Annotated in this window: 11 protein-coding genes; 8 read left to right on the top strand and 3 right to left on the bottom strand. The window is 59.8% G+C overall.

Annotated features, from left to right (window positions below):
- Window positions 1–146: 146 nt before the first annotated feature.
- The 8 genes from JFU04_RS26140 (at window position 147) to JFU04_RS26175 (ending at window position 12645) form a co-directional block, all read left to right on the top strand.
- Window positions 147–4763 carry an RHS repeat-associated core domain-containing protein gene (locus JFU04_RS26140; protein ID WP_201145969.1) on the top strand — a complete coding sequence of 1539 codons (4617 nt, stop codon included), beginning with the start codon at window positions 147–149 and terminating at the stop codon, window positions 4761–4763.
- Window positions 4763–5401: a hypothetical protein gene (locus JFU04_RS30375; RefSeq protein WP_242485934.1), complete on the top strand. Its 639-nt coding sequence runs from the start codon at window positions 4763–4765 to the stop codon at window positions 5399–5401. The genes JFU04_RS26140 and JFU04_RS30375 overlap by 1 nt, the downstream gene beginning before the upstream one ends.
- The gene (locus JFU04_RS26150; RefSeq protein WP_141697329.1) at window positions 5402–5677 is read left to right on the top strand and encodes a hypothetical protein; all 276 of its coding nucleotides are present in this window, start codon (window positions 5402–5404) and stop codon (window positions 5675–5677) included. It begins immediately after the preceding gene.
- A gap of 581 nt (window positions 5678–6258) precedes the next feature.
- Window positions 6259–7398, top strand: a complete 1140-nt coding sequence (locus tag JFU04_RS26155) for a Fic family protein (RefSeq protein WP_201145970.1) — start codon at window positions 6259–6261, stop codon at window positions 7396–7398.
- A 74-nt stretch (window positions 7399–7472) separates the two neighbouring features.
- Window positions 7473–7715, top strand: a complete 243-nt coding sequence (locus JFU04_RS26160; protein ID WP_003176346.1) for an exodeoxyribonuclease VII small subunit — start codon at window positions 7473–7475, stop codon at window positions 7713–7715.
- Complete coding sequence (ispA, locus tag JFU04_RS26165; RefSeq protein ID WP_065909986.1) at window positions 7712–8599, top strand: (2E,6E)-farnesyl diphosphate synthase; 888 nt, start codon at window positions 7712–7714, stop codon at window positions 8597–8599. The genes JFU04_RS26160 and ispA overlap by 4 nt, the downstream gene beginning before the upstream one ends.
- 110 nt (window positions 8600–8709) lie before the next feature.
- On the top strand, window positions 8710–10608 hold the full coding sequence (dxs, locus tag JFU04_RS26170; RefSeq protein ID WP_120450131.1) for a 1-deoxy-D-xylulose-5-phosphate synthase: 1899 nt from the start codon (window positions 8710–8712) through the stop codon (window positions 10606–10608).
- Window positions 10609–10743: 135 nt separating this feature from the next.
- Window positions 10744–12645, top strand: a complete 1902-nt coding sequence (locus tag JFU04_RS26175; RefSeq protein WP_201145971.1) for a TonB-dependent receptor domain-containing protein — start codon at window positions 10744–10746, stop codon at window positions 12643–12645.
- Between the two features lie 91 nt (window positions 12646–12736).
- Here JFU04_RS26175 and JFU04_RS26180 read toward each other — a convergent pair whose 3' ends face one another.
- From JFU04_RS26180 to ribA, 3 genes are read right to left on the bottom strand one after another with little or no spacing between them, the layout of a single operon-like run.
- Window positions 12737–13525 carry a cobalamin-binding protein gene (locus JFU04_RS26180; RefSeq protein ID WP_201145972.1) on the bottom strand — a complete coding sequence of 263 codons (789 nt, stop codon included), beginning with the start codon at window positions 13523–13525 and terminating at the stop codon, window positions 12737–12739.
- Window positions 13522–13941, bottom strand: coding sequence for a nuclear FMR1 interacting 1 family protein (locus JFU04_RS26185; RefSeq protein WP_201145973.1), 420 nt, complete (start codon window positions 13939–13941; stop codon window positions 13522–13524). The genes JFU04_RS26180 and JFU04_RS26185 overlap by 4 nt, the downstream gene beginning before the upstream one ends.
- Window positions 13938–14555, bottom strand: coding sequence for a GTP cyclohydrolase II (ribA, locus tag JFU04_RS26190; protein ID WP_065909979.1), 618 nt, complete (start codon window positions 14553–14555; stop codon window positions 13938–13940). The genes JFU04_RS26185 and ribA overlap by 4 nt, the downstream gene beginning before the upstream one ends.
- Window positions 14556–14676: the final 121 nt, after the last annotated feature.

Here is a 14676-nt window from a genome sequence, read left to right on the forward strand (position 1 = left end):
TCGCCATTGGAGGTAGCAATCGGCTGTGAGTTAGCGCTGACTTTTACGCTTCAGTAGTAAGCCCTTTCTGATTTTCCCCGCCGTTCATCCAGCCGCTTTTTACTGCGGCAGACTCCGACGCCTTGCCCTTTGCCGAGACGTCACGGATGACCAACGCTTCCCACATTGCCTCTATCGAACATGAGCTGGATGGCTTTCATCAGAGCCTGGTGACTTATCGCCAGCAGATGGGCGCCTGGTATTCGCAGGCGCTGGATTCGATGAGCCATGCGGCGGATATGCCGTCGTTGCTGGGGATGGATCGGGTGTTGCGCGTCGGTGACTCGCAGACAACCGTGAGCATGAGCGACCCGAACTTTATCGGCAGTGTTGCCGTGTGCCCGTTGGGCGGCGAGCTGAAGATAGAGAGCAAATTCGACTCGGTGTATGACGTGCCGATTGGCGACATTCCGGTCGAGGTGATCGGGCTGGATGACGGCAGTTCCACGCGGGTCATGCTGGATGAGCATGGCAAGGGCTCACACCACTGCGCCGCGGGCGGGCGCTATCAGGTGCGGGTACAGGGCGCAGTTTCCGAGGAGCAGGTGGATGCGCTCTTCGCCTCCTACGCCGGACTGATGACGGACCTGGAGCGGTGGCTTCGCGAACAGTGGCAAGGCTTCAAGCCGCATTGGCAGCAGTCCACGGCCAGTGCGATTGGCAGCGGCGTGCTGGCGGGCAGTTGGGCCGCCATCCGGGACGTGTGGGACAGCATTCAGCTGGTGCGGGCGATGCTTGCAGACCCGTTGAAGTACGTCGAACAGCTGGGGGCTGAAGCGGCCAAGCTCGCACAAATCGCCACCGATGCGCCCAAGGTCATGGAACAGGCGATGTTGCTCGCCAGTGATGAGGCGGCGCTGTTCCTGCTGGTGCGCACGGCGATGATCTGGTTGGACGCATTGCCGCCCAGTGAGATTGCGCAAGTGGCCGCTGGGTTTGTGGTGTCGCTGCTGATTGACCTGGTGATTGGCGCGGTGCTGACCATCGCATTGCCAGCGGCGGCTGTGGCGTATTTGAGCCTGCGGCTGGCCAGGTATGGCGCACAGATTGTTAAGGCGGCTGTAGGTTTTGTTCAGAGCGTGCTGGAGATTCTGACGAAATTCATGCGGGCGGTGGATCGCTACAAGGCGGTAGCGGTTCGCGGCGTGGTCGGCGGGGTGAAGCAAGGCACGCTGCAGATGCGCTGGCGGGCGCGGCAGAACGCGGTACTGAAGCAAAAAGAGCGTGTGGATGATGTGCCTGTTTCGGGGAAGAACCTGAACGGGGACTCGGCAGCGCCTGCGGATAAGACCGCCACTAATGGCTGCCCGGTGTCGATGGTGACGGGCGAGGAATTGCTCACTCTCACCGATGGCACGTTGGATGGAGTCTTGCCGTTTGAGTGGAGCCGCTTGTACCGCACCAGCGCGGTGGAAATGGATGGCGGGTTGGGGTTTGGCTGGAGTCACTCGTTGGCGCATCGGCTGAGTGTTTCCGGTGATTGCGTCGTGTGGACGGACCATGAGAATCGCATTACTTCGTTTCCGATGCCGACTGTTGCTCGACCTGCAATCACCAATAGCCTGGCCGAAGCGGCGATCTATTTGGGTGCTTCGCCGGATGAGTTGGTGTTGGCGCAGGCGTCGCGCTTCTACCACTTTCGTGACGGCATACTGACCGCGATCAGCGATGCGTATGACAACCGGCTGCGCATTGCCCGGGATCTTTTGGGGCGCATTGAGCGGCTGGATAACGGTGTCGGGCGTTCGCTGTTCCTGCGTTATGAGTTGGGTCGCATCGTGGCGGTGGACTACCAGATCCAGCGCGCCAAGGGCCATGGCCCTTTCGAGTGGATGACTGAGCACAACGTTGTTTCCTACGCCTACGACGACACTGGCCGACTGGTCTCGGCGACCAATGCCGTCGGCGAAAGCGAGGTTTATCGGTACGACGATCAGCACGTCATTCTTGAGCGGCAGTTGGCCGGTGGCGCGAGTTTCTTTTGGGCGTGGGAACGCGCTGGCAAGGCCGCGCGCTGTGTCCGCCACTGGGCGAGCTTTTCGCAGATGGACACGCGCTATGCCTGGGATGACCACGGGCAGGTCACGGTGTTTAACGCTGATGGTAGCCAGGAAGTCTACGTGCACGACCAGCGGGCGCGACTGGTGCAGCGCATTGATCCGGATGGTGCCGAGCATTTCAGATCCTACGACGACAAAGGCCGGCTGACGGTCGAGCAGGATCCGCTGGGCGCGGTGACGGCGTATCAGTACGACGATGCCGGACGCTTGGTGGCGGTGTTTCCGGGGGACGATGAGCCGACGTCCTACGAGCATGACAATGGGTTCGTACGGGTGGTAAGGCGTGGTGAAGCTGCCTGGAAATACGAGCGTAATGATCAGGGCGATATCGTTCGTAAGACTGATCCCGACGGCAACGTAACGGACTACAGCTACGACAAGCAGGGACAACTGACCGGGGTCTGGTTTCCCGACAACAGCTGCCATCGGCTGGTGTGGAACGAGCGTGGTCAGTTGCTGGAAGAACAACTGCCAAATGGCGGCGTCAAGCGCTACCGCTATGACGACCTCGGGCGGCAGGTGGCGCGGGAGGATGAGCATGGGGCGCTGACCGAGTATCAGTGGGACAGCGTCGGTCGATTGACTCGTGTCGTGTTGCCAGGTGGTGCGGCGCGGGAATACAGCTACAACCCCTACGGAAAGATCACCTCCGAGCGAGATGAGCTGGGGCATGTCACCCGCTACGAATATGCCGATGGGTTGCACCTGATCAGCCGGCGCATCAATGCCGATGGCACTCAGGTCAAATACCGTTACGACAACGTGCGGTTATTGCTCACCGAGATCGAAAACGAGGTTGGCGAGACCTACACACTCGACTATCACCTCAATGGCCTGATCCAGCAGGAAGTCGGCTTTGACGGCCAACGGACGGCTTATGCCTACGACCTCAACGGCAACCTGCAGGAAAAAACCGAGTACGGCGACGATGGCAGTCAGCTGGTTACCCGTTATGAGCGAGACCACGCTGGCCGTCTCGTAAGAAAAGTACTTCCCGATGCCAGCGTCGTCGATTATGCCTACGACCGCCAAGGCAACCTCCTTAGCGTCGAGGACGGCCACTGGGCGCTCGCCTACGCATACGATGCGCAAAACCGCCTCACCGCCGAACACCAAGGCTGGGGCACCTTGCGCTATGGCTACGATGCTTGCGGGCAGCTGCAACACCTGCGTCTGCCCGATAACAATCGCGTGGTGTTCAATCACGCCAAGGGCGGCCACCTGTCCACCGTCGAACTGAACGGTGAAGTCCTTACTGCTCACCTATTCAAAGCTGGCCAGGAACACCGACGCCAACAAGGCCAGTTGATCAGTCACTACCACTACGACGACCAGCAGCGCCTGCACGCCCATGCCGTCAATCAACAGCAGCACACCCTTTACCAACGCCAGTACGACTACGACAAATCCGGCAACCTCACCCGCCTGCTCGACACCCGCAAAGGCGAACACCACTACCACTACGACCCACTAGGCCGCCTCACCCGCGCCGACCATTCCCAAGACCTGCAGGAACGCTTCGGCCACACCCCGGCCGGCACCCTGCTCATGCAAGACCGCCCCGGCCCCGACATCGTTGCCGGCAACCGCCTGATGATCCAGGGCGACCGCCACTACGACTATGACGCCTTCGGCAATCTCATCCGCGAGCGGCGTGGCAAAGGCCATCAACTCGTCACCGAATACCGCTACGACTGCCAGCATCGGCTGATAGGCCTCACCCAACCCAACGGCCAAACCGCCAGCTATCGCTATGACCCGTTTGGGCGACGCATCAGCAAAACCGTTGAAGGCATAACGACGGAGTTTTTCTGGCAAGGCGACAGGCTGATTGCCGAGCACCATGCGGATCGCCATCGCAGCTATCTCTATGAACCGGACAGCTTTCGCCCGCTGGTTTTGTTGGAAGGCTTCGGCCCAAAAGATACCAAGCCCTATCATTACCAACTCGACCACCTTGGCACGCCGCAGGAACTCACCGACCCCGACGGCGCCATCGTCTGGTCCGCGCATTACCGCGCCTACGGCCAGATCAGCCGACTCGACAAAGGCACAATCGACAACCCGCTACGTTTTCAGGGTCAGTACTTTGATCAGGAAAGCGGACTGCACTACAACCGTCATCGCTACTACAATCCGGATGTTGGTCGCTACCTGACGCCGGACCCGGTGAAGTTGGGCGGCGGGATCAATGCGTACTTGTACGCGCCCAACCCTACTGGGTGGGTGGATCCCCTGGGACTGAGCGTCTGCCCAGGTGGGGATGGATGTAAACCATCCTACAACGCTGAGAGCCCAACAAAGCACGCAAAAGCTAACAATGGCGAGCCAACGCTCCCCGCTCCCGCGTCAAAACAAGACACCACCGTCAGAGTACGGCATTACACAAGCAGAGCAGGCTCAAAAGGAATTGAAAAAACAGGAGTGATATTGGCCCAAGATAACAACAGAGTCTATCTCGAACCTGCAAAGAGCAAAGTGCTAAGTCCTAGAGATGCACAGGAAAAATATCAGATCGACAAAAGCAAAGGCCGAGATTACATTGAAACGGACGTACCTGAGTCACAATTAGAACTGGTAAAAAACCCCAGATACAGCACCATGGAACTAACCGCAAAAGGTAACCTGACATTAAACAACCCTACCTTTACGAGGAGAAAGTAATGCTAGAGCAAAATCAAAAAATAGTTCTTACCGGAAAAGAAGCACTTGACGCCCTTAAAGAAATTGAATACATACTTATATCCCTACACAAAATGGGCAGCTTTTATGCTGAAAAACCTGGCGCGCTGGAAGAGTATCGCAAAGCGACCACTGACTTTATCGATGACTGTGCCGTTACCCAACGATTGTCAAAGGTACGCACGATAATTTCTCAACACTTTGACGACTCTCTCGGCGATGACGAACTGGATGATATAGAGAGACATTTTTCCGACTTGAAATTTTGGAAACCCGATCAACCCTTGAATAAAAAAACACCTGAAACAGAAGTACCGGAAGTCTCGAAGGGAACCATTCAACAAGTAACGTGCAAGCGTAACGAATTACTGATGGTTTTTACCAACCAGCAAGATGAACTTCTACTAATCACCTTTCACAACCCCGTAGCATTCAAAGGCATTAGCGCGATTGGAACCGAAACAGATGGCCTTTTTAAAGAAAGAGACCCTACGCTTTTAGAAGACGCAAAATGCATTACCCCTCTGCAAAATACGGAAACTTATTGCTTCAAAGCAACCACGAGCAGAGAGATTATTTTTATAGTAACTTCAGAAGGATACAGCGTTGAAAAGATATGATTGAAAACGCAACAGCCTTTCCAGATCAAAAATTCAAATTTTAGCGACCACCCAACGTATGAAACACTGATCAATACTCCTAATGAGCAAACCGCTACTTACCGTTACGACCTGCTTGGAAGGTTCGCAAAAAAAATTAGCTATTTTGATTACGAGCTAATTACGGAGCTGAAATCCCAGAATATTGCCTTTGATATTCCACCCACAAATGACCACGCTTCCATTGTTAGAGAACCTAATGAAAACATACCTTTTTCAGGAAGCAAGATTGCCTGAAACAAACTGCACAAAAGCATTAAGTTTGCGGACAACCTCCCGAACTTGGCAACCTCACGACTGGCCAGGAAAATAATAAAAATCGCCGACAATAAGATAATTATTGTGGGTGATTCGGTTTGTGACGAAGCGTATTGCATAAATATCCAACAACCAGAAGAAGCACTCAGAGTCTTCTCCAAAATACCACGACACACATATATTCTTCAGAGAAATCCAGATTGGATTGCTTGCATTTTATTTAAGGGAGATATCGACTTCACACTATTAAAACCCTCTACACTACAAAGCCCCATGCATTGAATGGCGCTGCCGTTTCTAAAACACTCTATACGTACAAAATATCAACCTAGTTGGACGAGAAAGCTACTGCTTTATGGTGAGCGATGCCAGGTATGTAATCTTCTATTGGTTGCTGATCGATATATGCTCCAAGAAGCATAAGTCAAAACTTCACATCACAAAAACTACAGAAAACACCGATCACCAGACTAGACCCTGAGCCGAATCCGCAGCACAATCGGCTCACCAAATGAGCTGAATAACCTCTCTATTCGGCTCACGCACCCAGGCATTCCACCATGGCTCATCCGTACTGGATCTGGCAACACGCCGACTGGCCTCACTTCCACTGGCAACCCGCTCGCCTCGCGGCTTTACTGCGCGAATGCGGACAAGCCCAAGGCAAGCTGTTGGGCATGCTCGGCTCCGTCAGCCAGGCAGTCAGCGCACAGAATGAACTGGATGCGCTGCTGCAAAATATCCTGACGTCCTCGGCGATTGAGGGTGAGCAGTTGAATGTCGGCTCAGTGCGCTCGTCCCTGGCAAGGCGGATGGGCCTGGAAGCGATGGAAGACGGTCAGGTAAGCCGCCGCAGCGAAGGCCTCGCCGAGTTGATGATGGATGCCACTCAACAATTCACCCAGCCGTTTACCCTCGCCCGCCTACTGAACTGGCATCACTTATTGTTCCCGGCCCCGGAAGCGAGCTATGCCGCTCGAACGCTCAGTATTGGATCCTTGAGGGGAGATGAGCCGATGCAAGTGGTGTCGGGCCGGCTTGATCGGCCGACCGTGCATTTCGAGGCCCCGCCACGTCTGGGACTGGAGCAGGCGCTGGCGGATTTCCTGGAGTGGTTCGAAACCAGCCGCGATCAGCCGGAACTGGACCCATTGGTACGCGCCGCCGTCGCGCACTTCTGGTTTGTCACACTGCACCCCTTCGATGACGGCAATGGTCGCCTGACACGCGCTATCACCGATTTGGCACTGGCCCAAGGTGAACACCAGGCCATCCATTTCTATGCCATGTCAGCCAGCATCCTCGAAGACCGCACCGGCTACTACAACGCGCTGGAATCCAGCCAGAAGTCCTCCCTGGATATCACTGCCTGGCTGGAGTGGTTCCTTAAAACCCTGTTACGCAGCGTGCAGCAGGCCATGGCGCGGATTGACCGGGTGCTGGAAAAAAGTCGGTTCTGGCAGCAACACCGCGACCGTCCTTTGTCGGCTGAACAGATCAAGGTCCTCAATCGCCTGCTCGACAGTGGTGAGAAGGGCTTCGAGCACGGCATCAGCGCGGCGCAGTACCAGGCGGTGGCAAAGGTCTCCAAGGCGACAGCGACGCGACACCTGGCGGACCTGCTGGAAAAAAGCTGCCTGGTCCGCCTCCCCGGAGGCGGCCGCAGCACGCGTTATCAGGTCAATACAGGGGGCGAGTGACACCCCACTCATTTGCCCAGAATCCCCATGTCTGCTAGTGTCGCGCCGGTTTACCGTCTACCGGAATAGCCGCCATGGCCCGCAAAAAAGTTGCACTCGATTTCGAACAATCACTCGCCGACCTGCAAACCCTGGTCGAGCGTCTGGAGAACGGCGAGCTGTCGCTGGAAGACTCGCTGACGGCGTTTGAGCAAGGAATCGGCCTGACCCGCGACTGCCAGAGCGCCTTGGCGCAGGCGGAGCAGAAGGTGCAGGTCCTGCTGGAACGTGACGGGGAGTTGGCCGAAGAACCTTTCGATGCGGAACAGCCGGAATGATCGACGCGTATCAGGCCAGTAGCCAAGCCCGGGTAAATGCGGCGCTGGAGCCCTTGTTTGTTGCGCCAAGCCCGGAAATGACGCGCCTGTATGAAGCCATGCGCTACAGCGTGATGAATGGCGGCAAGCGTGTGCGCCCGCTGCTGGCCTACGCGGCCTGCGAAGCCCTGGGAGCGCCAGCCGAAGAGGCGAATGGCGCGGCCTGTGCGGTGGAGCTGATTCACGCCTATTCCCTGGTGCATGACGATTTGCCGGCGATGGACGACGACGATCTGCGTCGCGGCCAGCCGACCACCCACAAAGCGTTCGATGAAGCCTATGCGATCCTGGCCGGCGATGGCCTGCAGAGCCTGGCGTTCAGCGCGTTGCTGGACCCGGCGCTGAGCAGCGTCAACGCCGAGATCCGGTTGCGCATGGTCACCGCCCTGGCCCACGCGGCAGGCCCGGCCGGCATGGTAGGCGGGCAGGCGATCGATATGGGTTCGGTCAGCCTCAAGCTGGACCAGCAAGCCCTCGAGCACATGCATCGCCACAAGACCGGCGCGCTGATCGAAGCCGCCGTGCACCTCGGCGCCCTGGCCAGCGGGCGTGCCGAAGCCGCGCAATTGGCGGCCCTGACCACCTATTCCCGGGCCATCGGCCTGGCGTTCCAGGTGCAGGACGATATTCTCGACGTAGAAAGTGACACCGCCACCCTGGGCAAGCGCCAAGGTGCGGATATCGCACGGGACAAACCGACTTATCCTGCGTTGCTCGGCCTTGAAGCCGCCAAGGCCTATGCCCTGGAACTGCGTGACCAGGCCCTGGACGCCCTGCGACCTTTCGACGCGGCGGCCGAGCCCCTGCGCGGCCTGGCGCGGTATATCGTCGAACGCCGCCACTGATAACGGCGGCTATTGCAGCCGCATATCAGCCAAGTTCGGCGCTCTGCGTGGGCAGTTTGCGATGCTTGAGGTAAACTGCCGCCTCTTCTATACCTATAACGATTCGCCTGATGCCCACGACGTTCCAAGAGATTCCCCGCAAGCGCCCGTCCACGCCCCTGCTCGACCGTGCTGCCACGCCGGCCGGCCTGCGTCGACTGGGTGAAGCCGAGCTGGAAACCCTGGCCGATGAACTGCGCCTGGAATTGCTCTACACGGTCGGCCAGACCGGTGGGCATTTCGGTGCCGGCCTGGGCGTCATCGAGCTGACCATCGCGTTGCACTACGTGTTCGACACCCCGGACGACCGGCTGGTGTGGGACGTGGGCCACCAGGCATATCCGCATAAAATCCTTACCGGCCGTCGCGAGCGCATGGGCACCCTGCGCCAGAAGGACGGCATCGCGGCCTTCCCGCGTCGCTCCGAGAGCGAGTACGACACCTTTGGCGTCGGCCACTCCAGCACCTCGATCAGTGCAGCGCTGGGCATGGCCATTGCCGCCCGCCTGCAAGGCAGCGACCGCAAGGCGATTGCCGTGATCGGCGACGGCGCGTTGACCGCCGGCATGGCCTTCGAGGCGCTGAACCACGCGCCGGAAGTGGACGCCAACATGCTGGTGATCCTCAACGACAACGACATGTCGATCTCGCGCAATGTCGGCGGCCTGTCCAACTACCTGGCCAAGATCCTCTCCAGCCGTACTTACGCCAGCATGCGCGAAGGCAGCAAGAAAGTGCTCTCGCGTCTGCCCGGCGCGTGGGAAATTGCCCGCCGTACCGAAGAATATGCCAAGGGCATGCTGGTCCCCGGCACCCTGTTCGAAGAGCTGGGCTGGAACTACATCGGCCCGATCGACGGCCATGACCTGCCGACCCTGATCGCCACGCTGCGCAACATGCGTGACCTCAAGGGCCCGCAGTTCCTGCACATCGTCACCAAGAAGGGCAAGGGTTTCGCCCCGGCGGAAGTCGACCCGATTGGTTACCACGCGATCACCAAGCTCGAACCCGTCGATGCACCCGCTGCCGCGCCGAAAAAAGCCAGCGGGCCGAAGTATTCCGGTGTGTTCGGTGAATGGCTGTGCGACATGGCCGCCGCCGACCCGCGCCTGGTGGGCATTACCCCGGCAATGAAGGAAGGCTCCGACCTGGTGGCCTTCAGCGAGCGTTTCCCGCTGCGCTACTTCGACGTGGCGATTGCCGAGCAGCACGCGGTGACCTTCGCCGCCGGCATGGCCTGTGAAGGCGCCAAGCCAGTGGTCGCGATCTACTCCACCTTCCTGCAACGCGGCTATGACCAACTGGTCCACGATGTGGCGGTGCAGAACCTCGACGTGCTGTTCGCCATCGACCGCGCCGGTTTGGTCGGCGAAGACGGCCCGACGCACGCCGGCAGCTTCGATCTGTCCTACCTGCGCTGCATCCCCGGCATGCTGGTGATGACACCGAGCGACGAAAACGAATTGCGCAAGATGCTCAGCACCGGCCACCTGTACAACGGCCCGGCTGCCGTGCGCTACCCGCGTGGCAACGGCCCGAATGCGGTGATCGAGAAAGACCTCGAGCCAATCGAGATCGGCAAGGGCATCGTGCGTCGCCAAGGCAGCAAGACTGCGTTCCTGGTGTTCGGCGTGCAGCTGGCCGAAGCCTTGAAAGTCGCCGAGAAAATCGACGCGACCGTGGTCGACATGCGCTTCGTCAAACCCTTGGATGAAGCCCTCGTGCGCGAAATCGCCGGCAGCCACGAGCTGCTGGTGACTGTCGAAGAAAACGCCATCATGGGTGGCGCTGGTGCGGCGGTCAGCGAGTTCCTGGCGCGCGAGAACATCCTCAAGTCGGTGTTGCACCTGGGCTTGCCGGATGTGTACGTCGAACACGCCAAGCCGGCGCAGATGCTCGCTGAGTGCGGGTTGGATGAGGCCGGCATCGAAGCATCGGTGCGCGAGCGCCTGGCACTGCTCGGCCTGTAACCCGAATCACCTGTAGGCGCTGGCTTGCCTGCGATAGCATCACCTCGGCCTCACTGAAAAACCGAGGTGCCTGCATCGCAGGCAAACCAGAGCCTGCATTGGTTTCGTGCCGAGTTCAAATGCAATGGACAGCCCATGAGTCGCCTTCGCTTCGCCCTGCCCTTCCTTCTCCTGCCCGCCAACGACCTGCTCGCCGATACCTTCGAGCGCGACGACGCCCTGAAACTCCCCGACGTCGTCATCAGCGCCAACCGCCAGGTCCAGGCGCGCAACGACAGCAGCGCTGCCAACACCGTATTCACCCGCGACGACATCGACCGCCTGCAGCCCACCAGCCTCACCGACCTGCTCAGCCGCGTGCCCGGCGTGCAAGTCGCGCCCACCGGTGGCCGTGGCAGCTTGCCGGGCATTTACATTCGCGGCACCAAATCCGCACAAAGCCTGGTGCTGGTGGACGGCCAGCGCATCGCCAACACCACCTCCGGCGACAGCGGCCTGCAGTACTTGAATGTCGACCAGATCGAGCGGGTGGAAGTGCTGCGCGGCTCGCGCTCGGTGATCTACGGCAGCGACGCGATTGGCGGGGTGATCCAGGTGTTTACCCGGCGCAACGCCGAGCAAGGCCTGCAACCGCGCATGAAGCTCGGGTTTGGCAGCAACGGGACGTGGGAGCGCAGCCTCGGCGTATCTGGCGGCGACGAACACACGCGCTTCAACCTGGGTGCGAGCCTGGATGAAACCGCGGGCATCAACTCGACCCACCAATCGTTTCCCAGCGATGGCGATCATGATGCCTACCGCAATCAGTCCCTCAGCCTGAACCTCAGCCACGCGTTCAGCGACACGCTGGAGGCGGGTTTCAACCTGTTGGATAACCGCGGTAAATCGGAGTACGACAACAGCTTCGGCCGCTACGACGTCGCGACCGGCCAGACCGTTGGGCAAAAGCCCTACACCGATTACACCGTCAGCAGCGCCAGCGGCTATGTCGACGCCACGCTCAATCAGCACTGGCAATCGCGCCTGGAGCTGGGCCACAGCGAAAATCGCGATACCAAGCGCGATACCCTCAGCGATGACTCCAGTGTGTTCAACACCTATCGCGACTCGGTCAATTGGCAGAACGACCTGACGCTCAATGAGCACAACAGCCTGATCCTCGGCGGCGACTGGTACGAAGACCGCTTCCACGGCTCCACCACCTTTACCGAAAACAGCCGCTGGAACCGTGCCGCCTTTGTGCAGCATCGCTTTCGCGGGGAGTGGTTTTCCACCGAGCTGGGCCTGCGCCGCGACCAGAACCAGCAGTTCGGCAGCCAGAACAGCTGGAGCGGCACCCTGACCGTGCCGGTCAACCCCGACAATGACCTGTTGCTGAGCTACAGCGAAGGCTTCCGAGCGCCGACCTTCAACGACCTGTATTACCCGCAGACGCAATACAGCAACCCCGACCTGCAACCCGAAACCTCCAAGAGCTACGAGCTGCAATGGCGCAGCCAATTGACTGACAGCACGCGCCTGGAGGCCTCGCTGTACCGCACCGACTTGAGCGATGCGATTATCCTCGATCGCACCGGCAAGCCGCAGAACGTGGCGTCGGCGCGCATCAACGGGTTTGAAGCGGCGCTCAAGCAGGACCTGTTCGGCTGGCAAGGCAACCTTGGCCTCGCGGTCATCGACCCGCGCGACCGCGACAGCGGCCACACCCTGGCCCGCCGGGCGCGGCGCACAGTGAGCCTGGACCTGGACCGTCAATTCGATAAGTTGGGCCTGGGTGCCAGCTGGCAGGCGATCAGCAGCAGCTACGACGATGAAGACAATCGCAATCGCCTGGGCGGTTATGCGCTGCTGGGGCTGCGCAGCAGTTGGGCATTGAACCGTGAAGTGTTGCTGTCGGTGAAGGTCGATAACCTGCTGGACAAGACGTACGCCCGCGCGATGTACAGCTACAACGACCCGGCGTTCCTGAACAATCACGATTATCGCGAAGAAGGCCGGGTGTGGATGTTTGGGGTGACCTGGACGCCTGAGATGTGAGGCGCGTGTGCAGGCCTCATCGCCGGCAAGCCAGCGTCTACGACGGGAATGCGCTCACCCTCTAGCAGCCGGCTTGCCGGCGATAGCAGTCTCACCGGCTCGGCGCAATCACCTCACACAGCCGCCCCACCGCCTCCAGCATCTGCCCGCTGGGCCGCTCCAAGCCTTTATCCGGCACCACGCGCACCCGTCCTGCCATCGCCGGCCAGACCTTCCAGGCCTGCAGCTGAGCCGGATCACCCACCAGGATCATCTCGGGATCACGCTGCAACACTGACTCGATGCTGACCTGCGGCGCGGGCAGCTTGAGATCGTCGAACACATTGCGCGCGCCGCACACATTCAACGCATCGCTGATGATCTGCCCGCCGCCCACGGTGTACAGCGGCTGGTCCCACACCTGGTAAAACACCCGCAATGGCTCGGCACGTTGATAGCGCTGGCGCAATTCGGCCAGGCGTTGGCGCAACTGCACGGCCAGTTGCCGGCCGGCCTCGGCGCGGCCCAGCTGTTCGGCAATCGTCTGGACCTGGGTAGTGAGTTGTTCGAGGCTGTGGGGTTCGGTGACGAAAATCGGGATGTTCAGGCGCCGCAACTGCTCGCGCTGGGCCGGGCCGACGCTGCCGGGCCACAGCAGGATCAGGTCGGGCTTGAGGCTGAGCAGGCGCTCCATGTCCAACTGGCCGTACTTGCCAACCGACGGCACGTTGACCAGCGCTTCCGGGCGCTCACCGCCATCGAGCACGCCGACCAGCAGGTCGGCAGCGCCCAGTTCCGCCACGATTTCAGACAAGGATGGCGCCAGGCTCACTACGCGCTCGGCCGCCCACGCCGGGGCACTCAGCGCCAGCAGCAGGACCGCCAGCCAGTGACGCTTCATCCCAGTTGACGGGGAATGCGGTAGAGGTAGAACAGCACCAGGGTCGACAGCGCCAGCAGAAACAGCGGTACCGCTTCCAAGCCGACGAACACCGCCAGCGCACCGATCCACGCGGGTATGGCAGCCACCAGCAACGCCGTGCGCCGGCGGGCCGCTAGGGTGATCCAGGCAGCCGGTTCTTCGGGGGTATCGAGGGCTTTGGCGGTGGCGATCAGCGCGTGTTTATAGCCGTGAAAGTAGCGCAGGCTGAGGAACATCGAGGCCACGCCGGCGATAAAGAATGGCATGGCCAGCACCGGCAGCAGGGACTCGGCCTGGCCAAACACCAGGTTGATCACGAACAGCGGGAGCAGCGCCAGGGCCAGGTACTGCCACCAGTTGAAGGACAGTCGCCGTTTCACCTGGCCGCGGGTCACGCGCGATCGACCTCGCCCTGATGCTCGTTGCCCATCATATGGTCGAGCTTGCTGGCCTTGGTCGCGAGGTAGAGCTTGTTATGCGGGTTGTGCCCGGTGTGCAGCGGCACGCGTTCGGCCACAGTGATGCCCATCTCGGTCAAGGCCTTGACCTTGCGCGGGTTGTTGGTCATCAGGCGCAGGGATTTGACGCCCAAGTGCTCGAGCATCGGCAGGCAGATCGCGTAGTCACGCTGATCGGCGGCGAAGCCCAGGCGCTCATTGGCCTCGACGGTATCGGCGCCGCCATCCTGCAGCTCGTAGGCGCGGATCTTGTTCAGCAAGCCAATGCCACGGCCTTCCTGACGCAGGTACAGCAGCACGCCACGACCTTCACGGGCGATGGCCTGCAGCGCGGCTTCCAGTTGCGAACCGCAGTCGCAGCGCTGGCTGAACAGCGCGTCACCGGTCAGGCATTCGGAGTGCACGCGCCCCAGAACCGGCGCGCCATCAGCGATATCCCCCAGGCTGAGCACAACGTGCTCGCGACCGGTGGCTTCTTCGAGAAAGCCGTTCATGGTGAACGTGGCAAAAGGGGTAGGCAGCTTGGAAGCAGCGACGAAAACGACGGGCACCGTGTGCTCCTGATTTCAGTTTTTACAGTGGCGGCCATTGTAACAGCAGGTTCCTACAGACGCTTAAGCTGAATTATCGCTGATAAAGATCAATCGGTTCGATTGGCCTTCATCCCGGTTC

The organism is Pseudomonas sp. TH21, assembly GCF_016651025.1.
Classification (GTDB): Bacteria; Pseudomonadota; Gammaproteobacteria; order Pseudomonadales; family Pseudomonadaceae; genus Aquipseudomonas; species Aquipseudomonas aylmerensis.

Excerpts from the sequence above, each read along its gene's own strand:
- JFU04_RS26140 (WP_201145969.1), top strand. The coding sequence starts at position 147 with ATGACCAACGCTTCCCACATTGCCTCTATCGAACATGAGCTGGATGGC.
- JFU04_RS26175 (WP_201145971.1), top strand. The coding sequence starts at position 10,744 with ATGAGTCGCCTTCGCTTCGCCCTGCCCTTCCTTCTCCTGCCCGCCAAC.
- JFU04_RS26180 (WP_201145972.1), bottom strand. The coding sequence starts at position 13,525 with ATGAAGCGTCACTGGCTGGCGGTCCTGCTGCTGGCGCTGAGTGCCCCG.
- JFU04_RS26155 (WP_201145970.1), top strand. The coding sequence starts at position 6,259 with ATGGCTCATCCGTACTGGATCTGGCAACACGCCGACTGGCCTCACTTC.
- dxs (WP_120450131.1), top strand. The coding sequence starts at position 8,710 with ATGCCCACGACGTTCCAAGAGATTCCCCGCAAGCGCCCGTCCACGCCC.
- JFU04_RS30375 (WP_242485934.1), top strand. The coding sequence starts at position 4,763 with ATGCTAGAGCAAAATCAAAAAATAGTTCTTACCGGAAAAGAAGCACTT.
- JFU04_RS26160 (WP_003176346.1), top strand. The coding sequence starts at position 7,473 with ATGGCCCGCAAAAAAGTTGCACTCGATTTCGAACAATCACTCGCCGAC.
- ispA (WP_065909986.1), top strand. The coding sequence starts at position 7,712 with ATGATCGACGCGTATCAGGCCAGTAGCCAAGCCCGGGTAAATGCGGCG.